The sequence below is a fragment of the Shewanella sp. SR1 genome, from assembly GCF_020447145.1.
Lineage (GTDB): Bacteria > Pseudomonadota > Gammaproteobacteria > Enterobacterales > Shewanellaceae > Shewanella > Shewanella baltica.
In genome coordinates this window covers 21,310-45,449 of sequence record NZ_JAJAEF010000002.1, presented here as the reverse complement: position 1 = coordinate 45,449, position 24,140 = coordinate 21,310, and the positions used below count along the sequence as shown (strand labels likewise).

The following is a 24,140-nucleotide window of genomic DNA, read 5'->3' as shown; positions in this document are numbered from 1 at the left end:
ATCATATCTTTACTATCTGGCTATTGGTCATGAATTGGCTGAATGCTAGACTCAGCCAGTGCTAATATGCGCATAAACTAAGATGAAATGTCTTCGGCGGTACTCAAGGTTTTAGTCTGGACAGAAGACTAAGCTTCTGGCATCAAAGCATTGGTATCAAGTCCTTTGCATAAAGTTATAGCATCGAACCGAATCAGATAAGCGTTATCAAAAGGTACTCACGCAACTAAAGTAACCAAAGCAGCCAAAGCAGCCAAAGCAGCCAAAGCAGCCAAAGCAGCGACTAATGCAAAACCTTAACGACACTCATAGCATCCCTATAATGACCGCAGACTAAAGCTGGATTTTGACAATGGAACACACCACATCACTTCAACGGGTTAAGCAGGCGATTATTGCGGGATTCTGGGCATCACTCGCCAGTATTTCTGTGGGTTTTCTCTTTAAGCTTTGGTTAGCACAATGGGTCGCCAAAGCGGATCTAGCGCTCTATCACACGGTTATCGATATTATCTCACTGTCGCTGATCCTGATGACAGGATTTCGCTCCTCTATGGTGGTGACTTACTCCCAGACCAAGCAAGATGTGGATATCACCAATATATTCCGCTACAGCTTGATCGCTATGGTGCTGCTGACATGGGGCTTAGTCTTGCCCTATATCAAACACAAACTTCACCTTAACGTTGAATATTTTCAATTGGTTGGCATTGTTTTGAGCATGGGGCTCAAGGTGTATTTTACCAATCAAATCGCTATGTACCGGCTATATGCCATCTCCAATCGAGTGACTTGGCTGGAACCGATAGCGCAAGTGACCAGCTTTTTCTTGTGTTTCTATGGGTTAAAACAAACGGCCATAGCCTCACTCTTTTACAGCATGACATTGTCATCGCTCATCGTTGCCTTATATATGTACTTAAAACGGCGCAAAGATATCGCCACTCCGCCCTTAAGTGCGGTGCATTTTGATACGGGCTTACGTAGTTTTATGAAAAAAAGCCTGACAGCGTCCATGGAAGCGGGTGCCAGTATCTTGATGATTTACATCACAGTATTGCTAACCATTGCCTATTTCAGCATAGATGAACTGGGTGATTTCCAAGTGGTGGTGCGGCCGATGATCACTTACCTCACCCTGCTGTTTGTCTTCCCCATCTACCGTTTTGTGCTGCCCGAAGTTGCAGTGTGTGTACGAGAAAAACGCTTTGACGAAGTGCAACAAATCAAGTCATGGCTGACTAAAGTCTCCCTGTGGATCAGCGGGGTGTTTTTCGTCGCTATGATATTCGCGAGCAAGCCATTGGTGGCTTGGTTATTTCCCGAGCAATACATTAAAGCGGCCCCTGTATTAATGCATTTCTCCATGTTTTTTATATTTATGATGCTCAACGGCTATCAGTTGGCCTATATCAAAGCCCACGGCTACTTTACCCAAAGCCTGCTCATTCGCATCGCAGGTATAGCAGTACTGGTCGGTACTTTCTATGCTTATCGCCTATATACCGAGAATGTCGTCGCAGTGATTTTAGCCTTGGGCACAGGCTATTTAATGATGTATCTGATATCAAAAATTATAGAGAGAAAGATAAAAGCAACTGCATGAGTAATGATGTATCAATTTAAAAAATAGCCTCTCGCAGAATCAGTCAACATATAATTAAACTTGAAAAGTAATACTTTGTGATGATTGACTCGCGCAAAACAAAGAAAATATTAAATTAAGAGTTTCTATAACTAAGAAAATAAATACTCAGTTACAATTAACAAGCAACAGGAATGATTAAAATACTAAGTTAAATAAAAACCCAATAAAATCAATATGAAAAAAATAATAGATAGGAAGCACCTGCTGAAAAAGACCACAAACGTTAGCAAAAGTGACAAATTTGTTATTATCTTGTTATAAATAAAGGTGCTTTATTAATCCAACCTTAAATACCTCACCTCTTAATTAATCATCAAAAAAACCAAACGTTGACATCTGCGCAACTTTTAAATAAATATATGGATGATGTTGTTAAATCTGCATCATTTTTAAACCATAAATTTAACTAACAATAAATATAAATATGAAGGAGAGATGTATGAACTCTTTGTCACTAACGGCAAAAGCGGTTCGCTACGGTATATTTGCCGCAGCAAGTCTAACAGCTTCCACGTTTGTTTATGCCCAAGCTGAAGAGCAAACTGAAACGTTTGAACGTATTGAAGTTACAGGCTCAAAAATTAAGCGTATCGGTGAACTCACTCCTACGCCCGTGACAGTTATCTCTGGTGATGGATTAATTGATGCAGGTGTCGTGAACGTTGCTGATTTATTGCATAAAATGCCTAACACATTAGTAGGCCTATCGCCTGAAACAACAAATAATACTGTATTTGCTAGTGGCTTGAATAATACAGATTTAAGAGGGTTAGGCTCTGACCGTACACTCGTTCTTGTTAATGGTCGTCGATTTGTTGCAGGCGCACCTGGCTCAGGCTCTGTAGACCTTAACAATATACCTACCGCAATGGTTGAGCGAATTGAAATCACAACTGGTGGTGCATCTGCAGTATATGGTTCTGATGCAATTGCTGGTGTTGTGAACATTATTACAAAGAAAAGCTTTGACGGCATTTCAGTAGACGTTTCGACTACACAGCCAACAGAAGATGGTGGTGAAGAAAAATACGCTTCAATAACATTCGGCTCAGAAATAGGTAAAGCTAATTTTGTTACTAACCTTAGTTGGGCACGTCAGGGACAACTATCCTTTATGGATAGAGAGTTTCTTCGTGAAGCGCCTATTGTTGTACGTAACCAAAATGCAACGGGTCCTGATGATCCACAAGCTGTTGTGTGGGGATATGGTCAGCAGGTTTTAGCTTCCTACAGCAAAACAGGGACATTTGTTTCGAAAGGTACTCGTTATTCATTTGATGAAAATGGCAATGTAAGACCGATGGAGTTAGGACAAGCTTTACCTCCTCTGACTTCTGGTCGTGTCGATTATCTAGGTGGAGAAGGTTATAATTTTGCTGAAAACTCATTCATCAAAACGCCACTAGATCGTATTAACTTTTTCTCAGTAATGAGTTACGACATCAATGAAAATCATAAAATGACAATGGAAGCTAGCTTAAGCAAATCAGATGCTTATGGCGAAAGTTCTCCAGCATTTTTGAACTTCAAGTTACATGAAGATAATGGTTTCCTATCACCAGAAGCAGCAGCTTTGGTTGCGGCAGGTGAGTCAAAACCTGGAGCAGGAGTGACTCTTGGCTACCTAGCATCTGACTTTGGTAATCGAAAGTACAGCCAAGAACGCACTACAGCTCGTGTTGCACTAGGCTTTGAAGGTGAAATTTCTGAAAGTTGGACCTATGATGCCTATGCAACAGTAGGACATGTTCAAGCTGACACCGAATGGTACGGTGAAATGTTTGAACAACGCTTCTACGATGCTGTTGATACTGTAAAAGACGATAATGGTGATGTTGTTTGCCGTAGTGAAAGTGCACGAGATAATGGATGTCTTCCACTCAACGTATTTGGGCGCGGTATTTTCGATAAAGAAGCCTATGATTGGGTTAGCACAGATGCAATTCGTCGTTCATCTATCACTCAATCAGCATTAGGTGCATCCGTCAGTGGTGATCTTTTCGAATTACCAGCAGGTTTCGTATCCAGTGCATTCTCTCTCGAGTATAGAAAAGAGCAAGCGGACACTTTACCTGATCCAGCTATGCGCGAAGGCTTACTATTCAACAACCAATCTCAGCCACTTAAAGGTGAGTTTGATGTAACAGAAGCTTCAGCAGAATTGTCAATTCCACTACTAAGTGACATTACATTAGTACAAGATCTAACATTGGAAACAGCTTTCCGTTATATGGATTACTCGACATCAGGTTCTGATACTGCTTGGAAAGTAGGCTTAAACTGGGCAGTTTTCGACGATTTGAGAGTCAGATTAAACCGTTCAAAATCTGTTAGAGCTCCCAACATAGGTGACTTGTATAGCCCACCAGGACAAACATTTAGATCTATGAAGGATTATTGCGCAACTAGCTACCGCAACCAAATCAATCCTGAATATCTAGACAATGTCTTGGCAAACTGTGCTGCACAGGGCATTCCTACCGATTTTGAACCATCTCAAGAGTGGTACGGTTCAACTCGTCCAGGATTTATAGTAGGAAACGAGGACTTACAAAACGAAGTGGCTGATGACATTACTATCGGTTTTGTCTACACACCGAGTTATATTGAAAACCTAAGCTTCACAGTTGATTACTGGAAATTTGACATGAAAAATGTCATTAACAGTTTTACTGGCCCAGATGTTGTGAAGTACTGCTACCAATCAAGTACTCTGGACAACCCATTCTGTCCATTGCTTGAACGTGATCCAAATACGCATGAGATCACCAACTACTATGAAAAACCAGTTAACTCTGCAACCAGCATTACTTCCGGTGTAGATATTGAAGCTAACTATAAGTTTGAAAGTAGCTTTGGTGATTGGGGCTTCCGTCTGTTCAGTACTTACCTTGAAGAACGTTCATTTAATTCAACAGGTTTTGCTGAAGATGTAGTTAAAGAAACTGGTGAGCAAGAGCGACCACGTTGGCGTCATCGTTTTACCACTGATTACACCTACGGAGATTTCTCTGCAGTACTCACAGCGAACTATCGTAGTAACACAGTACTAAGTAACGATTGGTCACCGAATCAAAACAACTATAATGATATTCCATCATATGTAACGTTTGATTTAACCAGTCGCTATAACATCACTGATGCACTACAAGTTCGTGCGGGCATTCTCAACATGTTTGATGAAACACCACCTCGCCAACCAGGTGTGTATAACCAAGGTGCTTACTATGACATTTTGGGACAACGCATTACTGTAGGTGTTAACTATAAGTTCTAACCGACTCTGTTTGAGTTAATTTAAAATCTCCCATTTAAAGTGACATATCATCAATCTCGATATGTCACTTTTTTTTACATTAATATGAAGCAGTTTTATTATAAAACAATTCAATTAACGCCCATCAAGCATGCGGCCAAGACCACCAAGCACTGAACCTTCACCGCGATCACTGCCACCCGTAGATGGTGCATGGGCAATAATGCGATCCGCCATTCGTGAGAACGGTAAACTCTGCAGCCAAACCGTGCCGTGGCCTTTTAGGGTCGCTAAAAATAAACCTTCACCGCCAAATACCATGGACTTTAACGAGCCAGCGCGCTCGATGTCGTAATCTATCCCAGGCGTAAATCCAACCAGACAACCTGTATCAACCCTTAAGGTTTCGCCTCGTAGTTCTTTCTTCACTAAGGTGCCGCCCGCATGGATAAAAGTCATGCCATCGCCTTGTAGGCTTTGCAGAATAAACCCTTCGCCACCGAAAAAGCCCGTGCCTAAACGGCGATTAAATTTCATCGTCACCCGCGTACCTAAGGCCGCAGCTAAAAAACTATCCTTTTGACAGATAAGCTCGCCGCCATATTCGGCTAAGTCGATCGCAAGGATTGTGCCCGGATAAGGGGCGGCAAAGGCGACTTTGCGCTTTTGGTTGCCTTGATTGGTAAAGTGAGTCATAAAAATGCTCTCACCGCTTAACGCCCGCTTACCCGCGCCCACCAACTTGCCAAAAAAGCCTGACTCAGGTTCAGAACCATCGCCCATTTTGGCCTCAAAGCTAATATCTTGCTCTAGGTAGTTCATCGCGCCCGCTTCGGCGACCACGGTTTCGTTAGGATCGAGCTCCACTTCAACCAACTGCATACTGTGGCCGATGATTTCATAATCCACTTCATGACAACGTCTAGACATACTGTTCCCCTTAACTGTCAGTTCCTTGTTACTAGCCTTTAGATTGACCACGATGGACGACTCTTTACCTATCGTGGCTCAATTTCACTGTTAATCTAGCGCTTAATCTATGACATAAAATGTCAAAATGCGATTATTTTATGCGGTAACTTGTATCAAAAGATGACAAACGGCGACTTATCAACCTAAACCCACGCCATTAAACTGCTCAGCCTTAGCAAACTCCTCTAATATCAACTCGGTAAAAAGTTGTCCCGCACGGCCTAATGGCCGCTCTAAGGTCGAGACGAGCTGTGGAATAAAGGTAAAACGGCTGCCACCGACAAAGTCGATTTCAACTAACTCCCCCTTCGCCAACTCTTCTTGTACTAAAAAGTCCGGCAACCAACCAAAACCTAAGCCTTTTAACAAGGCGTTCTTTTTCATGATAAAGCCTGAAAGATAAAACACTTTATCGCCGCCAAATTGCATTTCATCGCGGTAACTTTTATTGGGCGAAGAGTCTTCGATAGTCAATTCCACGTGTTGCTGCAGTTCCGACAAACTAATTTCGCGAATAAAAGACAAAGGATGCGAAGCACTTGCCACCAGCACACTGGTGATGGCTGGCAAAGGTTGCGGGTGATAATAGGGGCCAGTGCGATAATCTTTCACTAACATCAAGTCGGCATTATCCCGCTCGAATCTGTGTTGTACGCCGCCTAAAAATTCCATATTGAGCTGAATTTTAGTGGGGATTTGATGTTCAGCCATGCGCTTTAAAGCCGTCATAATTGGCTCCATCGGCAAGGCTCCATCTATCACTAGCTCTAACTTTGGCTCCCAACCTTCACTAAAACGGCTGGCAAGATGTTCAATGTTTGCAAGGTGTTGCAACAATCTTCGCCCCTCGGCCAAAATCACCCGGCCCTCTTGCGTCAGCTCAGCACGATATTGCTCACGGCTAAAAAGCTGCACGCCTAAGTGCTCTTCTAGCTTTTTAACTTGATAACTCACCGCCGATTGCGCCTTGTGTAACCGCTCCGCCGCCTTGGCAAAACTGCCCTCTTCCACCAGCACTTGCAGCACATTAAAAGCATCAATATCGATGCGCATGGTCACTCCTTGGCTCTTATGAACATGTCACGGAAACACTACGATTCGTAAAGATTAGAATACCATCTAATTTTTAGATTGAGATAACGGATTTATTATTCTTTTTTTTGTTCATTCAAGCAACTAAATTGATAACAAGATCACACTAATGCAACTTGCAGCATAACGACCAGCGATGTAGGTAATCCTGCAACGCAACATTGAAGGAATAACCATGCCATTTTATGTGAAACAAGGCCAGATCCCCCATAAGCGCCATATCGCATTTGAAAAGGAGAACGGCGAGCTTTACCGTGAAGAGTTGTTCTCAACCCATGGTTTTTCCAATATTTATTCCAATAAATATCACCACAACATGCCAACCAAAGCGTTGGAAGTAGCACCTTACAGCCTAGGCCACGGTGCCAATTGGGAAGATTCACTGGTCCAAAACTATAAACTCGATTCCCGCGATGCCGACCGTGAAGGTAATTTTTTCAGCGCCCGTAACAAGATCTTTTATAACAATGACTTAGCACTTTATACCGCCAAAGTCAGCGCCGATACCGACAAGTTTTACCGTAATGCCTATGCCGATGAAGTGGTTTTTGTTCACGAAGGCGAAGGCACACTCTACAGCGAGTACGGCACGATTAAGGTTCAAAAGTGGGACTATCTCGTGATCCCACGCGGCACGACTTATCAACTTAAATTCAACGATTACAGCAATGTGCGACTTTTCGTTATCGAGTCATTCTCTATGGTGGAAGTGCCTAAGCATTTCCGTAACGAGTATGGTCAGCTATTAGAATCGGCACCTTACTGCGAGCGCGATTTGCGCGTGCCCACATTGCAAGATGCTGTGGTTGAGCGCGGCGCCTTCCCCTTAGTGTGTAAGTTTGGCGATAAGTACCAACTCACCACACTTGAATGGCATCCCTTTGATTTAGTGGGTTGGGATGGCTGTGTTTACCCTTGGGCATTCAACATTACCGAATACGCGCCAAAAGTGGGCAAAATCCATCTGCCGCCTTCTGATCACTTAGTCTTTACTGCCCATAACTTTGTGATTTGTAACTTCGTGCCGCGCCCCTACGATTTCCACCCGAAATCGATTCCAGCGCCTTATTACCACAACAACATCGACAGCGACGAAGTTTTGTACTACGTCGATGGCGACTTTATGAGCCGCACGGGCATTGAAGCGGGTTACATGACCCTACATCAAAAAGGTGTGGCCCACGGCCCACAACCGGGTCGCACTGAAGCCTCGATTGGCAAAAAAGAAACCTATGAATACGCAGTGATGGTGGACACATTCGCCCCACTTAAATTAACCGAACATGTACAAAATTGCATGAGCAAAGACTACAACCGCTCTTGGCTAGAAGACTAGCCCTAAGCCACCAGCGCACCGAAAAGGTTGCGTATCCCAACGAAATTAAAGGGGTAAAGAGTGTCGGCGGTTGAACTAAAATAATGAGGAAAACATCATGGCAAGCGAACTAAATCCACTGGGCTTATTAGGTATCGAATTCACTGAATTCGCCAGCCCTGATACTGATTTTATGCACAAAGTCTTTATCGATTTTGGTTTTTCACTGCTGAAAAAAGCCAAGAACAAAGACATTCTGTACTACAAACAGAATGACATTAACTTTTTGCTCAACACTGAGCGCGAAGGTTTCTCTGCTAAGTTTGCTAAATCCCACGGCCCAGCCATTTGTTCTATGGGCTGGCGGGTAGAAGATGCTGGCTTTGCCTATCGCGTTGCCGTTGAACGGGGTGCAAAACCCGCCGATGATGCCAATAAAGATCTGCCTTATCCTGCGATTTACGGCATTGGCGACAGCTTGATTTATTTCATCGACACCTTCGGCGCAGATAACAATATCTATGCCGCTGATTTTGAAGACTTAGACGAGCAAGTGATCACCCAAGAGAAAGGCTTTATCGAAGTCGATCACTTAACCAACAACGTCTACAAAGGCACAATGGAACATTGGGCTAACTTCTATAAAAACATTTTTGGTTTTACTGAAGTGCGCTACTTTGACATCAGCGGCGTACAAACTGCGCTAGTGTCCTACGCCCTGCGTTCGCCCGATGGCAGCTTCTGTATCCCGATCAACGAAGGTAAAGGCAGCGATAAAAACCAAATCGATGAATACCTGAAGGAATATAACGGCCCAGGTGTGCAGCATTTAGCCTTTAGAAGTCGCGATATCGTAAAATCTCTGGATGCGATGGAAGGCAGTTCAATCCAATGCCTAGACATTATCCCTGAATACTACGACACCATATTTGAGAAGTTACCGCAGGTGACTGAGAATCGTGAGCGCATCAAACATCACCAAATTTTGGTGGATGGCGATGAATCCGGTTATTTACTGCAGATTTTCACTAAAAACCTGTTCGGACCGATTTTCATCGAAATCATCCAACGCAAAAATAACTTAGGTTTTGGCGAAGGCAACTTTACTGCCCTGTTTGAATCGATTGAACGGGATCAAATGCGCCGCGGCGTACTGTAAGTTTTTATCCTGCTAATAAAAAACGGTACGCACTGCGTACCGTTTTTTGTTTCTACGACTATCTAAATCGTCATCTAAATCACTATCAGCATTGACGCCAATCACACGGCATCGACTTTCCTGCGTTATGCCGCATTGATGGGTTTGATAACCTTACAAGGGTTGCCAGCCGCCACACAGTTCGCCGGAATGCTCTTATTCACTACGCTGCCAGCACCGATGACACAATTATCGCCAATGGTCACACCGGGCAACACAGAGACGTTACCGCCAAGCCAGACATTATTACCAATTTGAATTGGCGCGCCGTATTCCGTCGTTTGCCGCGCAATGGGATCGATAGGATGCGTTGCGGTAGAAATCATCACATGGGGACCAAACATCACGTTATCGCCAATCGAGACAGAGCAAACATCCAATATGGTTAGATTATGATTAGCATAAAATTGTTTACCAATATGGATGTTATACCCGTAGTCACAAAAGAAGTTGGGCTCAATATGGGCGCAATGTTGAATATCAAGCAGGCCACGAAGATGCTCCATACGCGCATCAAGCTGAGTCGGTTCGGCCAGATTAAACTGATGGCAAACTGATTTCGCCCGCATCCGCTCAGCCAATAACTCATCATCCCAAGCCTTATAGGGCTGACCCGCTAACATTTTTTGTTTCTCTGTCTGTTTTATTTCAATCCCTTCACTCTCAACCATAATGCATCCCCTGCGATTAATTTCATGCTGTCACCCTACCAAACCTCAGCATTCAAGCTCAAGTGGCTAAAGTAACAAAAGCGACAAACAGAGAATATGACAATGTTAATCTCTCATCTATCGCTAATACGGCACACTTTGTACCGCAAAGATGGGGATCAGCTGGGCAAACTCGATAGATAAATAGCAAGGTCTTGTGGTGATAACAGAGTAAACATCCCAAAAAGATGAATTGTTTACATACTAAGTTACAGTTACTCATCGAAAAAAACGGGACGCACATTGGCTAAACTCGCGGTTTTCATTACACTATCGGCCTTCCCATCTTCACCCAAGACAGACCAAACCATGCCAGATTTTGCCTTACTTGCAGTGTTTATCCCGACCTTCTTCTTTGTTTCTATCACGCCGGGCATGTGCATGACGCTCGCCATGACCTTGGGCATGAGCATAGGTGTGCGCCGCACCCTGTGGATGATGCTGGGTGAACTGGTAGGCGTAGCGTTAGTGGCGACAGCCGCCGTGATGGGCGTTGCCAGTATCATGCTCAACTATCCCGAAGTCTTTCAAATCTTTAAATGGGTTGGCGGAATTTATTTAGGCTTTATCGGCGTACAAATGTGGCGCGCCCGCGGCAAGATGGCCATGTTAAGCGATGACGACACTAACCCCAGAGCCAGCAATGTTACCTTGATCTCCCAAGGCTTTATTACCGCCATTGCCAATCCTAAAGGTTGGGCATTTATGGTGTCGCTGCTGCCACCTTTTATCAATGCCGAGCGCGAAGTTGCGCCGCAGCTGCTCGCGCTGCTGAGCATTATCATGGTGACCGAGTTTACCTCTATGCTCGCCTACGCCAGCGGCGGCAAAAGCCTGCGTATTTTCCTAAGCCGCGGCGATAATATTCGCTGGTTAAACCGCATTGCAGGCAGCCTGATGATAGGCGTGGGCGTGTGGTTAGCCATGAGCTAACATTCATAGCCAACATTCATAGCTAACCGTTTGAATTAACAGCTTAGATAGAACTACTTAGGTTGTACTACATAGGTTGAACAAGCACGACATAAATGAGAGCCCAATAATGTCCCGTTAACTCGGTCTTTTATTAGGGCTCTTTTTTGTAGGGCAAAACAGCTCGCATCTGCGCCATATATTGCTGCATTTGCTGTGCTTCTTGCTCAACAAAATCGGCAATCGCCGCCCTAAATCCTAAGTGGGCGATATTATGGTAGGAATACATTTCAACAGGTTCAAAGCCGCGCAGCACCTTATGCTCGCCCTGTGCGCCCGCATCAAACATTTGGAATCCATGTTCAATACAGTATTGAATACCTTGGTAATAACAGGCCTCAAAATGCAAGCCGTCGAGCTCAACCGTGGTGCCCCAATAACGGCCATATAAGCATTTTTGCCCTTGGGTATTCTCGCCTTTGAGATATAAGGCGCCTGCTACCATCTCGCCCTTGGCATCTTCGACCACCAACAGCAAAACTTGTGCAGCAAGTTGTGCCCCCAACTGCTGAAAAAAGGTTGGCGTTAAATAGCCGCGATGACCGGAGCGCTTAAGGTAAGTTAATTGATAACATTGGATAAACGTCTGCCATTGCGAAGCAGTAATATGCTCCCCTTCGACAAAGTGAAACTTAAGATTAAAAGGCTGTAACTGCGCCCGCTCCTTCAAGATATTCTTACGTTTGCGCGAACTAAAGCCCGCCAAAAAATCATCAAAGTCCAGATAGCCGCGATTATGCCAATGAAACTGCGTACCTAAGCGTTTTAACAGTGGATTGGGCGAGCCTGCAAATAACGGTGTTTGGCTTGGGGTAACGAACAAGCTATGCCATGAAGAAATCGGGCTGTCGCCCTGCTCTTTAACGCTTTGCACTGACCCATCAAGATCAGATTCATCAGCTACGGGCTCATCAAGCTCTGACTCATAAAAAACCGAATCAGCTTTCTCTAACGCGCGAGGCTCTGACGCAAACAGCTCTGATGTTAGCCGGCGATTCAATGTCAGCAGCAGTAATTGCGCCACGCGCAGTTGCTCAACGCTATCGAATGCAGGATGAATGCCCATCCTTCGCCCTTGCACTGGGGTAAAAGGAATCGCATTCACCCATTTAGGATAATAATCGAGTCCATGGCGATCATAGGCTTCGGCCCACGCCCAATCGAACACATACTCGCCGTAGGAGTGGGACTTTTGATACAAGGGCATCACCGCCACAAGCGATAATGGCTTGAAGTGCTTGGCCGTTTGCCGGCTTATCAGTGCACCGTCAGCCAAAGGCGACAGGCTCTTATCGGTACTGGCGACATCATTTAATCTGTCAGCCACATCAAACACGCATAAATGCCGCGGCGTCCAACCGGTTGCTGCGCAAGCCGAGCGACTCTGCTCAAGCGCCAACAAAAATTCATGGCGACAGAAGGGATTCGCCTCCCCCATAACGGAATTCCACGCACTGGCCGATATGTCCGACATTGAGCTCGCAAAGGCCAAGATAAGCTGTCTCATTGGGTAAATTCTCGTCCTTTACGGATCTTAACTAATATACAAGGTTGCAATTAAGCCTAATTCTCGGCACATTGCATAGCCATAATGAAAATAAATTCAGGATTGAGTATGCGTCCAACAAGACCTTTTAGATCTCTTATTCTCGCCATTGCCATGGCGCTTCCCCTACTATCATCGCCCAGTCTGCTTGCCGAAGAATCGTCAATTTTCAGCCAGATGGCCACAGCACAACCTGTGTGGGCCAAGCATGGCATGGTTGCCAGCCAAGAAACACTCGCCAGTCGCACCGGCGTTGAGATCCTAAAACAAGGCGGCAATGCCGTTGATGCGGCCGTGGCCGTGGCCTTCAGTTTGGCAGTCACTTTACCACGTGCCGGCAATATCGGTGGCGGCGGTTTTATGCTGGTGCATATTGCTAAAGAAAACAAAACTATAGCAATAGATTACCGTGAGATGGCGCCATCTAAAGCCAAAAAAGATATTTTCCTCGATGAAAATGGCGACGCAGTGGAAAAGCTGAGCCGCGAACACGGCCTTGCTGTGGGTGTCCCTGGTACAGTGATGGGCATGAGCTTAGCCCTTGAAAAATATGGCACTATGACACTCGCCCAAGTCACTGCTCCCGCAATTAAAATGGCGCAGGAAGGCATTAGCGTGACGCCAGATCTTGCCGAATCTCTTGCAGGTCTAAAACGCCGCATGACCCAATGGCCAACCACAGCCGCTATCTTCTACAAAGCCGACGGCAGTGACTATCAAGTTGATGATATTCTTAAACAACCTGAGCTTGCTCATTCATTAAGTCTGATCGCTGAAAAAGGCACCAAAGGATTCTACGAAGGTGAAACCGCCACTAAACTCATCAATGCGGTGAAAGACGCTGGCGGCATTATGACTTTAGACGACCTTAAAAATTATAAGGTTGTAGAACGCGAACCCGTGCGCGGCGAATACCGTGGCTACGAGGTTGTGTCTATGCCACCGCCATCATCGGGCGGCGTGCACATCATAGAAATGCTTAATGTGTTGCAACAATTCCCGATTGATAAACTCGGCCACAATACGGCGCAGACCATTCATCTGATGGCAGAAACCATGAAGCACGCCTATGCCGATCGCAGCGAATACTTAGGCGATCCCGACTTTTATAAGGTGCCCGTCAAAGCCTTAACCAGTAAGGACTACGCCCAAAAAATCGCCAGCCAAATCGCGATGAATAAGACAACGCCAAGCGCCGAAATCAAGCCAGGTAAACTCGCGCCCTATGAGAGCGACCAAACCACTCACTTCTCGGTAGTGGATAAATGGGGCAATGCAGTTTCAAACACTTACACCTTAAACTTCAGCTACGGCTCAGGTTTAGTGGCCAAGGGTACTGGCATTTTGCTCAATAACGAGATGGATGATTTCTCGGCCAAACCCGGCGTGCCAAACGGCTACGGTTTAGTCGGCGGTGATGCCAATGCGGTCGAAGGCAATAAGCGCCCATTGAGCTCCATGAGCCCCACTATTGTGATGAAAGATGGCAAGCCCTTCCTCGTCACTGGCAGCCCCGGCGGTTCACGCATTATCACCACCACACTGCAGATCATCATGAATGTGATCGACCATGGATTAAACATCGCCGAAGCCAGTAATGCGGCGCGGGTGCACCATCAATGGCTGCCCGATGAGCTACGAGTCGAATCCAGCTTAAACCGCGATACCATTTCCCTGCTCGAAGCCAAAGGCCACAAAGTGAAAGTACAGTCCGCTATGGGCAGTACACAATCAATCATGGTGACCGAACAAGGAATTTTTGGCGCGTCTGATCCACGCCACTCGGGTAGCGAAGCCATCGGCTACTAGCATCTCCATGATGCCAATGTTACTGAAATAGATGAGTGTAAAGAGATGAGTGTAAAGAGATGAGTGAGTGAGAGAGATAGGTAAATGAGATAAAAGGATTTATGACCTATTCGAACTAGGTCATAAACCCTGAGTAAAGCTTGTCCTTCCGCTCAACGAATACAAACTCTCGATTATAAAAGCCCTGCTATACATCACTGTATAAGCAGGGCTTTTTATTGCGTGGAAAAGTTATTGTGCTGATTTACATTGTTTTTTACTTTAGTGCCCCTGCAATAGAGTCATAAAATATCATACTAAACACAACTCACTTCAGGACAGAAGGTGTAGGCAAATTGTACTGGGTGACCTGTTATTTCAGTCACAGGGATCTAAGTGTTGGCAGGTATTCAATCATATAGGCTTGCCATGGCATTCACTCTCCGACACGCAGCTAGTCCGTCCTTGGATGCTCGACCGCCCCATCCATGGGGCGGACGGTCGTCTCGTAAATCACCATGGCTCACCTTTTTGGCACTAGTGTAACCAGTCTGTATGAAGGAGATACCCAGCACGCTTTGGGACAATTTTCGAGTTAAAGCCTTAACTCTAACTCGTCATTTTCGGATTAAAAATTCTATGGGTTAACGCCCGCTTAATAGGCGCGAGCTTGCGAGCGTCCTAATTGACGCGCTTGTTAGAATTAAACTCTTCGTCAAAATCTGTAAACCCTTTGTTTAGAAGTATAGAATGTAAATTTTCCATATCTTTTTCACTTAAGGGGACATCTGCCTTTCCTTCATTTTTTCTTAAATCCAGCCTTTCATACAAGGCATCATCTACGCTTTTCCAGTATTCACAGTTCTCCTGCTCTGGAGTTCGTACAATACAGCAGTACTTACTATGAGGTTCGCCATTAACTGGATAATGATGAATGGATTCACTTAACCAATAGAGCTTAGAGTCCAATGTAACAACCCAAGTTTCTTGGTTTTTTCCATCAAACAATTCCTCCGAAAATATTAAAGCTGACTTTCCATACTTTAAGTCTTGAACTCCATTAAAAACATTAATGAGGTGTTTTTTAGGGTTAGTATGACGATCTAAGAAGTTATCTTTTATGTCTTGGATTCTATCCTTTAATTCCTGACTGTAATGCTCTTTTTTTGTGCTAAAACAATATTTAGCTATTTCTGCCTCTACTGCACTTAACATATCAATATCGTTGCATACCGAATCCATATAAATATTGAATTTTTCAAGACCTGTTCGGTTGCCATACTTACTATCTATAATATGAATTTGAATTAGGGAATAATAGGAAATTGAATGCAAATATTGCTCACCGATTGGCAATTCATCAAATTTCAGCTTTCTTGGTTCTTCTTGTTCAATTTCTGAGTCTCTAGTAGCAGTTGGGTGATCTACCATTTGAGGACAAAATATTGATAGAAACACCTCGAACAGCTCAAAGCACTGTTTTTTAAATTTGGGATGAACTTCACTTAAAGCTAGGCCAGGAGTTAGGCAAACACTTTCTGGAGGACACTGATTTAAGAAGTTAACCAGTTCCATCAAACCTAAATCTACAGGATTCCCCCCTTTTAAGATAACATCCTCCATCCTTATAAGGATGTTAAGATCAAGAAGAAGTGATGTTTCGGTTTTTCTTTTTTTGTTCTCAATGACCCTGCTCACTGTTAATTTTGGTGAGCTATCTGTTTCTCTACACGGCTTAATAAATCTTAGTTTTAATCCCGGCAATTTAAACTCCATCTTCCATATAATTCTAACTTTTTATTAGTTCGCATGCGTGTTTATCTCGTTGGGACTGTGAAAACGCGCATGGTTAACTATATGTATGTAAAGAACTTATCAGTTTTCTATCAAATTCACCATCTGGAAAAACGCACATATGCGTTTTTCAAACCAATTATCTAATCCATGAATTTTATAGGTGAATGATTTTAAAGATATTTATTTATACATAAATGTGAAAACATGCAAGAAATTAGGATGAAAATCGTCATTTTTTTAAATATGACTGTATGCCTATCCAGCCTTTAGGCATCGGTAGGAATTGCAACATTTGAGTTATAAGGATGAAAATTTCTAGGTTAGAAAGTCTGATTTTGACTGCACCACAGGCAACTTGTTAACTCATTTTGGGGCAAAAGCTTTTTAGAATGGACTTATGAATTAGGGACTTAGTTAAGATTGGCATTGTTGCAACAGTGACCGTTGGCGACATGGATGTCGCCGTCGAGCCCTCAGGGATGAGTTTACGGCGTGTCACTGGGAAAACAATGACAATTAATGCTGCGTAACTCAGTTGTCTTGCTTTGGGGCAATAGCTTTTTAGCTAAACGAACAGCGAAAGGGTCAGTGAGGATTGGCATTGTTGCAACTGTGACCTTCTAAAACAGGGTGTTTTAGTAGAGCCCTCAGGGGCGCTTCTTGTTAAATGAAAGGGCGGCGAGTCACTGGGGAAGCAATGACAATTAATCCAGCACAACTGACGATATAACTCACTAGCTTCGAGCATTTCAAATTGGAATGGCGGAAATCTAAGATTTAACCGCCATTGTTCTATTAACCCTTAATGCTTGGCTTAATACTTGATATGAATCTACCTACACAGGTGGCATCAGCAATAAATCTGGAAAGGTTTGTGTGATAAGGCTTACTAGCCTTTTCCAGAAAAATAGTAATTTTTAGCTATTTTTCCTAAAACTTGAGTTTTGATGTTATCAGTTCCCAGAAAATTAGTCACTTCTTTAAGGCGTGCTTTCAATGGAAGGAGGGCTGATTGTCTTTCAGCATCAAACTCATTTTTGCCCCATTGTGAGCTACGTTCGGTTAATTACTCAGTGCACAGAGGAATAATTTGAGATACATTTAGTAATTCCAAAAATATGGAAGTAAAGTCAGATTACACCTCTATCTAAGTGACCAAATTCAGCGACCACTTCATCTTCACTTTATCAAATGGTGTGCAAACTGGAGACCGAGTTTAAGCTGGCGCATGCAAGAACAGACGCACGTTGCGAAACACTGTCTGTGGGATTGGTTTCGAACTTAAGGCAGTTGGCAATGAGTGAACTGTCAGACATTCATCGCTTATTAGCAACGTTGCCAGAGGAGAGCGCAGCAACTCCGTTAGTCGTTTCGACCGAAGAACTTAACCTCAAGTTAACTCAACTCAAACGCTATTTGAAAGCAGGCAATCTAAAGGCGATAGATATGGCTCAAGATCTGAAGGATATCCTTCAAGGCAACGGATCGGTTCAAGAGGAATTGAAGATGATGTCAGATGCGGCAGAGGCGTTAGATTTTGAAGCGGCGATTGTGCAATTAACATCTTTAACGGAAAAATTATGACGCTACAGTGAACCCCGCCTTATATTTTTGACGGCCGTTGTAGCTCTAAAGAATATTACGAGTTATTTAATAATTTAAATGTTACTAGAATCAAGAATAAATAGGGATGTTAATTATATCAAGCCTTGGAGTTTTCGAGCTACGCGAAGGTAAACATTTACCCATAAAACATGAATATGAAACATACTAAATGGCGCGTTAGTACTAACGCATTTTGTCCAAAAGTGGGTTTTGGGCGGAACACATTTTTGCCCCATTATGATTTAGAACAATTACTCATTCGAACTTTGTGTTTCTGTGTTTGCCTCATATTTACTAATGCGGAAAGCAAAAGATAAGGCCCTAGTAACTTGTTTTGTAGTATGCCTTAAAGACTGTCAAGAGGACTTATGACCCCAGTATGATGGCCACCAATCACATGGGTATATATCTCGGTCGTTTTGACATCACTGTGTCCCAATAACTCTTGGATGGTACGAATGTCATGGCCTTTGAGTAATAAAGATGTTGCAAATGAATGGCGGAAAGTATGGGCGGTAACGCGCTTATCTATACCACAGTTAGTGGTAGCTTGCCTTAATGCACGTGAAAAAGCCGTTGGATGAATATGGTGTCTGCACACATAGTTGTCACTTGGGTGCATACAGCGGCGGCTAGCAGGAAAGAGATATTGCCAATGAAACTTAGAGGCGTTACTGCGGTATTTTCTGATTAGAGAGATGGGCAATGAAGCAAGTCCAAAGCCATCTGACAAATCCGCCTCGTGGAGCTTTTTTACCTGTTTCATTTGTGACTTTAGAACATCAATCAATCCATTAGGTAGCATACAAACTCGATCTTTTTGCCCTTTACCTCGGTACACAAAGATAGATTTAGTGGTTAGATCAATATCTTTTACCCTAAGTTTTAAGGCTTCCTTTAATCTTAGCCCTGAGCCAAATAGGATGGCACCAATTAAATAGTGGTAGCCTGACAAATTGCTGATGATCAGTTTTGCTTCTTCGTTAGACAATACCTGCGGTATTCGTTTAGGGGCTTTTGCATAGGGAAATTGTAACTCATTGGGCTCAATTTTTAACACATGGCGACAAGCAAATACAATGGCACATAGAGCCTGTTTCTGGGTGCTCGCCGACACTTCGCACTCCACTGCTAAAAAACAGAGAAATTGTTCAATCAAAGCGGGGGTTATATCAGCGCCATGACGAATATTGCAATGTCGAATGAAATAGCGGTTCCAATAGAGGTAGGATTTTTCTGTTTGATAGCTGTAATGGCGTACCCTGATCTCTGTCCGTATAGCCTCCAAAAATGTTAATTGCCCCATAACCGTTACCTTACCAATATACTGTGTTTATATAAGGGCTATCCATTTAGCGCCACCAGTGTCAATATGTAGTGATGAAAACTTCATCGTATTTATTAAAAGCTGGTGTAGATTACCCTACAAGTTGTGGCGAATTTGTTGATTGGTTTCATGATGAACAATCCTGCATTAGCTACCTTTACAAACTTCGTTGGCCAAACGGATTCATATGCCCAAGCTGTTCAAGCCATCAATCACCTTATCAGTTAAGTAATGGCAAGTTAAAATGTCATGCTTGCCGTTCTCAGTGTTCAGTGTTCAGTGTTCAGTGTTCAGTGTTCAGTAACATCAAGTACACTTTTTGACAAAACAAGAACCCCCATGAAAAGTTGGTTTGCTGCCGTCTGGTATATTACAAATCAAAAAAATGGGGTCAGCGCTCTTGGAGTTCAAAGGTTATTAGGTCTTGGGAGTTATCAAACCGCTTGGTCATTAATGCACAAGTTAAGACATGCCATGGTTGATCCTGAAAGGGTTAAACTGTCCAGCATCGTAGAGGTTGACGAAACACTAATAGGTGGCGTCGTTCCCCAATCATCTATTAAAAATCAACAGGGTAAGCGTAAGGCTGTAGTTTTGGTCGCTGTTGAGCTGCTATCACCCTCTGGATTTGGCCGGATACGTTTAAGGCAAGTGGAAAGTGCAACCAAAGAACATATCCATCAATTCATTCAAGATGTAATTGAACCTGGTAGTACAATTTGTAGTGATGGCTCTCAAGCATACAAACAAATAGGCAAGAAAGGATATAAGCATAACCGAATAGTGCATTTAGGTTCATCTGTACCTGCACATGAAACAATGGCTGGGGTACATCGAGTCTCATCATTATGTAAAAGATGGCTTTTAGGTACATATCAAGGCGCGGTAAAGGCTAAGCAACTTGATTATTATTTAGATGAGTTTACATTTCGCTTCAATAGAAGAAAGTCAGATTCTCGGGGATTATTATTCTACAGGTTGCTTGAACAAGCAGTGCGTTCTAAGCCGATAACGTACCAATCAATTAAAAATCGATAACCACAATATATAGTGATTGGTTGTGCTAAGTGGATAGCCCTTGTTTATATACAGTTATAGTTGAAGTTGAGATAATTGCTATGAAAAAGATGCATAAATCGTTGGATTGGCGCATCGATAATACTAACTGTTAAACATTAACTCATTATTATCAATAGTTTGTAATATATATAAAAGTGCTATGCAGACCTCGTAAACACCTATGCATCTTTTTTATCTGCTAAATTGTCATATTTAACCTGTATTTTTTGTTAAATAATATATTTACAACAAACACTTACAAGTGATATTTTGACGAAGAAACTTACAAGAAAGCAGGAGGTTATCCTGCTGCTAATCAATAAGCTGTTAGCTGGTAAGTGGAATATTCATCAGAAAAAGGATTGTCTATGTTTAAAGAACCGATAAAGTCATCATTTGCAACGGTACAAATAGGTGTGGCAAAGGCGGACGGTAAGCTGTCGTTGACGGATACAGAGGTTGTTTTTGTCCCATTTAACGAGCAGCTTGGCCTCGGTCCCTACCATATCAAGCGTGATGAAATAAAGTCAGTGATTCAAGATGTGGGTAAGGGTGGTGGAATCATTCCGATCACAACTGAGGCAATTCGAATCACTTTATCAAATGATTCAACGTTTGTTTTTATCACGGCTAATCCGAAACAGTGGGTCGAAATTTTCAGTGAAATTACCAGCTAATCGGGTAGCCGGAGGTATCTAGCCTCCAGCCCCCACACCACCCTGCATGCGGCTCCGCACAGGGCGGTTCATTTAGAACGCCTAACTCACTTTCTGGTTCGGATAGTGAACCGCGATCCATCCATCTCTCAGTGAATACAATCCTGCTTTCTTAAGATACTCATTACTCAGCGCTTGCTGTATTCCTGGTGTTTTCGAGCTCCGCCATGGGCCTTTACTTGTGATCCCACAAGCAACGGCAGCTTGGATCCTGACGCCACGTTTAAGTAAGTTTTGTACCTTAGTCCGCGGTTTTCGCCACTGACGCCAGTAGCACATACGCACTCGACGACGGATCCAATGGTCTAAATCGACACACCCTTGATAAGCGTTGGCTATGCCAAAGTAGTTGATCCAGCCTTGCATGTATTGCCGTACTTTAAACAATTGATATCCCATGCTAACGCCCCAATTTCGGTTCGTCAGGCGTTTCATCTTTTGTTTAAAAATGTGTAATGTTTTAGCATGCCACTGGATCTTCCCGCGGTTAAAGGTAAAACCGAGGAACTTGCTTTGACCTACCTCTACCACTTGGCTTTTCTGTTCATTAACAACCAGTTTTAGCTTAGTGGCAAGGTAGCGAGTAATACTCTTGAGTACCCGCTCTCCCGCTCGAATAGATTTTACCAAAATGATAAAGTCGTCCGCGTAGCGGGCGAATTTGTGCCCTCGGCTTTCCAGCTCTTTATCAAGACTGTCCAACATAATGTTAGAGAGTAATGGCGAGAGTGGGCCGCCTTGAGGCACGCCTTCGAAGCTTGCTTCAAATTGGTCGTTGACCATCACACCAGCTCGCAGGTATTTACCAATAAGCGCCAGCAGACGCTTATCCTGTACCTTGATCCTCAATTGAGTCATCAACAGGTCGTGATTTACTCGATCAAAGAACTTGGACAGATCAACATCGACGGCAAATTTGCGCTTCTGTTTGATGATATCTCTGACTTGCAAGACCGCTTGTTTGGCATTCCTATTCGGTCTAAAGCCGAAGCTATTAGCCGAGAAGAAAGGGTCAAACAACGGCGTGAGAATTTGAGCAATAGCTTGCTGTATCACACGATCAATGACGTTAGGGATACCCAGTTTGCGTTTACCGCCATCGGGTTTGTCGATCTCTACGCGTCTGACTGCTGAAGGGTTATATTCACCTCGTTCCAGTAGAGATTTACACCGTTGCCAACCGCCTTGTTGCATCCAAAGCGGGAAGGCTTCGATAGTCATGCCATCTGTGCGTTTATATAATAGTTTGATAATTCTTAATAATGTTTGATCATTTATATAATAGTTTGATATTTTTTGGCTCTTTTGGTGAATGTGCGGATTAAGAGTTAGCACATTTTTGCCCCCTTTTTAGTTACAGGCAATAATCAGGAAAGAACTGTGAAGAGCCTGTTGGCCTACTTTTACTAATCGATAAATAGCAGTCATTGATCGCTTTCGATTCAAAATCAATACCAATGCTCACTTTGCAAATCTTTGTGCTCGTTTATCCAATTCCACTCTGGTAGAGTACTTATAAATCAATAGGTTTACTTTAGTAAGGCTTAAATAATAGGTTTATTAAATGTGCATGCGCGTTTCGCCGAATACGTGCGCATGCGCACTATATAAATGTTAGGCTCTCTCAAGCGCAAGGAATCATTTATGCGGAATAAAAGTAAAAGTCGTCCAGACCATAGTAAGGTTGATTGGAGAAATTTAACTAAAAATGGAGAAAGTTTCCGTAAATTTAAGTTTTTTAGCGCACGTTTCGAATTTAGTAAACTCACTAATTGTGACTTTTCGGCTGTTTCAGCAAAACGCTCATGCTTCATCAAAGCCGATTTATCAGGAAGCGATTTTACTGGTGCAAATTTGGAGGGGGCTAATTTCGGCAGTGCAAACCTAACAAATGTTAATTTTAAAGGTGCCATTTTAAAACACACAAATTTTGAAAATGCCATCGTTGACGGAGCTAACTTTCTTAATGCAAGTATTAAGACGGCTAAAAAACTTAAGTTATCAGAGTCTCAAATACTTGAAATTGAAGAAGCTAAACAAGCAGAAAAAGATAGAACTGCTGCGGATCTTGCTGCAAGAAAAGAAAAGAAAGAAGCTGAATTAAATCAATAGCCTAACAAGTTACTGCACACGGACTCGATACAGTTGTCGCTGTTTTTGCTAAAACAAAAAGCAGCAAAAACAGCACTAACTTATTCGCCGGTGAGCAAGGCGTTAGGTAAATCGAGGAAGCATGAGCGTAATAATTAAAAGAATTGATAAGAATGCAATGATGCTTTTTAGTATTGTGAATACCTACTTTTTAGCAGACCAGAATCAAAAGCTACTTTCTCATCTTCTTGGTGACTCAGAGCACCTGAAACGGTGGGATGGTTCTTATGCTGCCAGTGGCGCAAATACTTTGCGTTTCTCATTGTATATGCACGTCCTGTCTGAGTTGCGTGCAATTATGTTTGATACTCAGCCTAAAGTGGCTAGCGTACATAATGTTATAAAAGCATTGGAAGATACTAATTTTAAAAGTCAACTTAAAAAATGGTTTTCAGACACCAAGGATTTAAATATCGTCTCATTAAATGGCTCTGTTTCAGATGGATCTGTCGAGTTTTTGCGTGTGGAAGAAGCAAGTCGAAAAATGAGTGCCTTTGATTATATGGCTGAAGTAGCGATTGAAAAATACCGAATTCTAGTTACTTCTGAACTTGGAGTTCGAGTAAATAATGCTCGCAACAAAATGATCTCGCATAAACAGTTTCAATCAACTGAATCCGCTGGTCGAAGAGCTTTTGAAGCTACAGATTTTGGCTTGGTCTATTCTGATGCTGCTGACATTGTTGAACAGTCACATGACATAATATTTTCGTTGTATTCTTTGTTCACTAAAGCTCACTTTGATAGTCAGAGTTCTTTGAAGCATCATGAGTTTGTAGCAAATGAATTTTGGTCGAAATGATTTACCTAATCGGGTAGCCGGAGATGTCTAGTCTTCAGCTACAACCTATATGCGGCTTCGCACAGGACTGTTCATTTACACCTGACCTGTTTTCTGGTTAGGATTGTGTTTTCTGGTTAGGATTGTGAGCCGCTATCAATCTTTCAGTGAATATAGTCCCTCTTCATTAAGAAAATCGTTATGTAA

General features: G+C 43.1%; 16 protein-coding genes and 2 pseudogenes. 11 read left to right on the top strand and 7 right to left on the bottom strand.

Annotation, left to right across the window (positions count from 1 at the left end; genetic code table 11):
• Nucleotides 1-352 precede the first annotated feature (352 nt).
• Nucleotides 353-1,606: a hypothetical protein gene (locus tag KV201_RS02075; RefSeq protein ID WP_226058384.1), complete on the top strand. Its 1,254-nt coding sequence runs from the start codon at nt 353-355 to the stop codon at nt 1,604-1,606.
• A gap of 481 nt (nt 1,607-2,087) precedes the next feature.
• Complete coding sequence (locus KV201_RS02070; protein WP_226058383.1) at nt 2,088-4,925, top strand: TonB-dependent siderophore receptor; 2,838 nt, start codon at nt 2,088-2,090, stop codon at nt 4,923-4,925.
• A gap of 114 nt (nt 4,926-5,039) precedes the next feature.
• On the opposite strand, the gene KV201_RS02065 is transcribed toward KV201_RS02070, so the two are convergent.
• Both KV201_RS02065 and KV201_RS02060 read right to left on the bottom strand, forming a co-directional pair.
• Nucleotides 5,040-5,834 carry a TIGR00266 family protein gene (locus KV201_RS02065; RefSeq protein WP_226058382.1) on the bottom strand — a complete coding sequence of 265 codons (795 nt, stop codon included), beginning with the start codon at nt 5,832-5,834 and terminating at the stop codon, nt 5,040-5,042.
• Nucleotides 5,835-6,014: 180 nt separating this feature from the next.
• Nucleotides 6,015-6,929, bottom strand: coding sequence for a LysR family transcriptional regulator (locus KV201_RS02060; RefSeq protein ID WP_006082119.1), 915 nt, complete (start codon nt 6,927-6,929; stop codon nt 6,015-6,017).
• 214 nt (nt 6,930-7,143) lie between these two features.
• Here KV201_RS02060 and KV201_RS02055 point away from each other — a divergent pair, with 214 nt between their 5' ends.
• Nucleotides 7,144-8,304: a homogentisate 1,2-dioxygenase gene (locus KV201_RS02055; RefSeq protein WP_226058381.1), complete on the top strand. Its 1,161-nt coding sequence runs from the start codon at nt 7,144-7,146 to the stop codon at nt 8,302-8,304.
• A gap of 97 nt (nt 8,305-8,401) precedes the next feature.
• A complete protein-coding gene (gene hppD / locus KV201_RS02050) occupies nt 8,402-9,442 on the top strand; it encodes a 4-hydroxyphenylpyruvate dioxygenase (RefSeq protein ID WP_011847092.1) in 1,041 nt (346 codons plus the stop codon).
• Nucleotides 9,443-9,567: 125 nt separating this feature from the next.
• Here hppD and KV201_RS02045 read toward each other — a convergent pair whose 3' ends face one another.
• Nucleotides 9,568-10,152: a sugar O-acetyltransferase gene (locus KV201_RS02045; protein WP_226058380.1), complete on the bottom strand. Its 585-nt coding sequence runs from the start codon at nt 10,150-10,152 to the stop codon at nt 9,568-9,570.
• A gap of 348 nt (nt 10,153-10,500) precedes the next feature.
• Here KV201_RS02045 and KV201_RS02040 point away from each other — a divergent pair, with 348 nt between their 5' ends.
• Entirely contained in the window at nt 10,501-11,124 is a 624-nt protein-coding gene (locus KV201_RS02040; protein WP_012089517.1) for a LysE family translocator, read from the top strand.
• A gap of 133 nt (nt 11,125-11,257) precedes the next feature.
• On the opposite strand, the gene KV201_RS02035 is transcribed toward KV201_RS02040, so the two are convergent.
• Nucleotides 11,258-12,670, bottom strand: a complete 1,413-nt coding sequence (locus KV201_RS02035; protein WP_226058379.1) for a GNAT family N-acetyltransferase — start codon at nt 12,668-12,670, stop codon at nt 11,258-11,260.
• 108 nt (nt 12,671-12,778) lie between these two features.
• Between KV201_RS02035 and ggt the strand changes: the two genes are divergently transcribed.
• Nucleotides 12,779-14,518, top strand: a complete 1,740-nt coding sequence (gene ggt, locus KV201_RS02030) for a gamma-glutamyltransferase (RefSeq protein ID WP_226058378.1) — start codon at nt 12,779-12,781, stop codon at nt 14,516-14,518.
• A gap of 660 nt (nt 14,519-15,178) precedes the next feature.
• On the opposite strand, the gene KV201_RS02025 is transcribed toward ggt, so the two are convergent.
• Complete coding sequence (locus KV201_RS02025) at nt 15,179-16,261, bottom strand: hypothetical protein (protein WP_226058377.1); 1,083 nt, start codon at nt 16,259-16,261, stop codon at nt 15,179-15,181.
• Nucleotides 16,262-17,590: 1,329 nt separating this feature from the next.
• Here KV201_RS02025 and KV201_RS02020 point away from each other — a divergent pair.
• The gene (locus KV201_RS02020; protein ID WP_126491707.1) at nt 17,591-17,878 is read left to right on the top strand and encodes a hypothetical protein; all 288 of its coding nucleotides are present in this window, start codon (nt 17,591-17,593) and stop codon (nt 17,876-17,878) included.
• A gap of 367 nt (nt 17,879-18,245) precedes the next feature.
• Here KV201_RS02020 and KV201_RS02015 read toward each other — a convergent pair whose 3' ends face one another.
• Nucleotides 18,246-19,205 (bottom strand): integron integrase, encoded by a 960-nt coding sequence (locus KV201_RS02015; RefSeq protein ID WP_107947007.1) that lies wholly within the window; start codon nt 19,203-19,205, stop codon nt 18,246-18,248.
• Nucleotides 19,206-19,279: 74 nt separating this feature from the next.
• Here KV201_RS02015 and KV201_RS02010 point away from each other — a divergent pair.
• Nucleotides 19,280-20,264: pseudogene (locus tag KV201_RS02010) on the top strand (IS1595 family transposase).
• A gap of 389 nt (nt 20,265-20,653) precedes the next feature.
• Entirely contained in the window at nt 20,654-20,962 is a 309-nt protein-coding gene (locus tag KV201_RS02005; RefSeq protein ID WP_017428770.1) for a hypothetical protein, read from the top strand.
• Nucleotides 20,963-21,043: 81 nt separating this feature from the next.
• Here the strand turns inward: KV201_RS02005 and ltrA are convergent.
• Nucleotides 21,044-22,228 (bottom strand): annotated as a pseudogene (gene ltrA, locus KV201_RS02000) (group II intron reverse transcriptase/maturase); the annotation flags it as partial.
• Between the two features lie 417 nt (nt 22,229-22,645).
• On the opposite strand from ltrA, the gene KV201_RS01995 reads away from it, so the two are divergent.
• Both KV201_RS01995 and KV201_RS01990 read left to right on the top strand, forming a co-directional pair.
• On the top strand, nt 22,646-23,113 hold the full coding sequence (locus KV201_RS01995) for a pentapeptide repeat-containing protein (RefSeq protein ID WP_172599572.1): 468 nt from the start codon (nt 22,646-22,648) through the stop codon (nt 23,111-23,113).
• 121 nt (nt 23,114-23,234) lie between these two features.
• Nucleotides 23,235-23,954, top strand: a complete 720-nt coding sequence (locus KV201_RS01990; RefSeq protein ID WP_126491705.1) for a hypothetical protein — start codon at nt 23,235-23,237, stop codon at nt 23,952-23,954.
• Nucleotides 23,955-24,140: the final 186 nt, after the last annotated feature.

Bases quoted from the DNA above. Each gene is read 5' to 3' on its own strand.
- KV201_RS02075 (WP_226058384.1), top strand. From the start codon at position 353: ATGGAACACACCACATCACTTCAACGGGTTAAGCAGGCGATTATTGCG.
- KV201_RS02070 (WP_226058383.1), top strand. From the start codon at position 2,088: ATGAACTCTTTGTCACTAACGGCAAAAGCGGTTCGCTACGGTATATTT.
- KV201_RS02065 (WP_226058382.1), bottom strand. From the start codon at position 5,834: ATGTCTAGACGTTGTCATGAAGTGGATTATGAAATCATCGGCCACAGT.
- KV201_RS02060 (WP_006082119.1), bottom strand. From the start codon at position 6,929: ATGCGCATCGATATTGATGCTTTTAATGTGCTGCAAGTGCTGGTGGAA.
- KV201_RS02055 (WP_226058381.1), top strand. From the start codon at position 7,144: ATGCCATTTTATGTGAAACAAGGCCAGATCCCCCATAAGCGCCATATC.
- hppD (WP_011847092.1), top strand. From the start codon at position 8,402: ATGGCAAGCGAACTAAATCCACTGGGCTTATTAGGTATCGAATTCACT.
- KV201_RS02045 (WP_226058380.1), bottom strand. From the start codon at position 10,152: ATGGTTGAGAGTGAAGGGATTGAAATAAAACAGACAGAGAAACAAAAA.
- KV201_RS02040 (WP_012089517.1), top strand. From the start codon at position 10,501: ATGCCAGATTTTGCCTTACTTGCAGTGTTTATCCCGACCTTCTTCTTT.
- KV201_RS02035 (WP_226058379.1), bottom strand. From the start codon at position 12,670: ATGAGACAGCTTATCTTGGCCTTTGCGAGCTCAATGTCGGACATATCG.
- ggt (WP_226058378.1), top strand. From the start codon at position 12,779: ATGCGTCCAACAAGACCTTTTAGATCTCTTATTCTCGCCATTGCCATG.
- KV201_RS02020 (WP_126491707.1), top strand. From the start codon at position 17,591: ATGAGTGAACTGTCAGACATTCATCGCTTATTAGCAACGTTGCCAGAG.
- KV201_RS02015 (WP_107947007.1), bottom strand. From the start codon at position 19,205: ATGGGGCAATTAACATTTTTGGAGGCTATACGGACAGAGATCAGGGTA.
- KV201_RS02005 (WP_017428770.1), top strand. From the start codon at position 20,654: ATGTTTAAAGAACCGATAAAGTCATCATTTGCAACGGTACAAATAGGT.
- KV201_RS01995 (WP_172599572.1), top strand. From the start codon at position 22,646: ATGCGGAATAAAAGTAAAAGTCGTCCAGACCATAGTAAGGTTGATTGG.
- KV201_RS01990 (WP_126491705.1), top strand. From the start codon at position 23,235: ATGAGCGTAATAATTAAAAGAATTGATAAGAATGCAATGATGCTTTTT.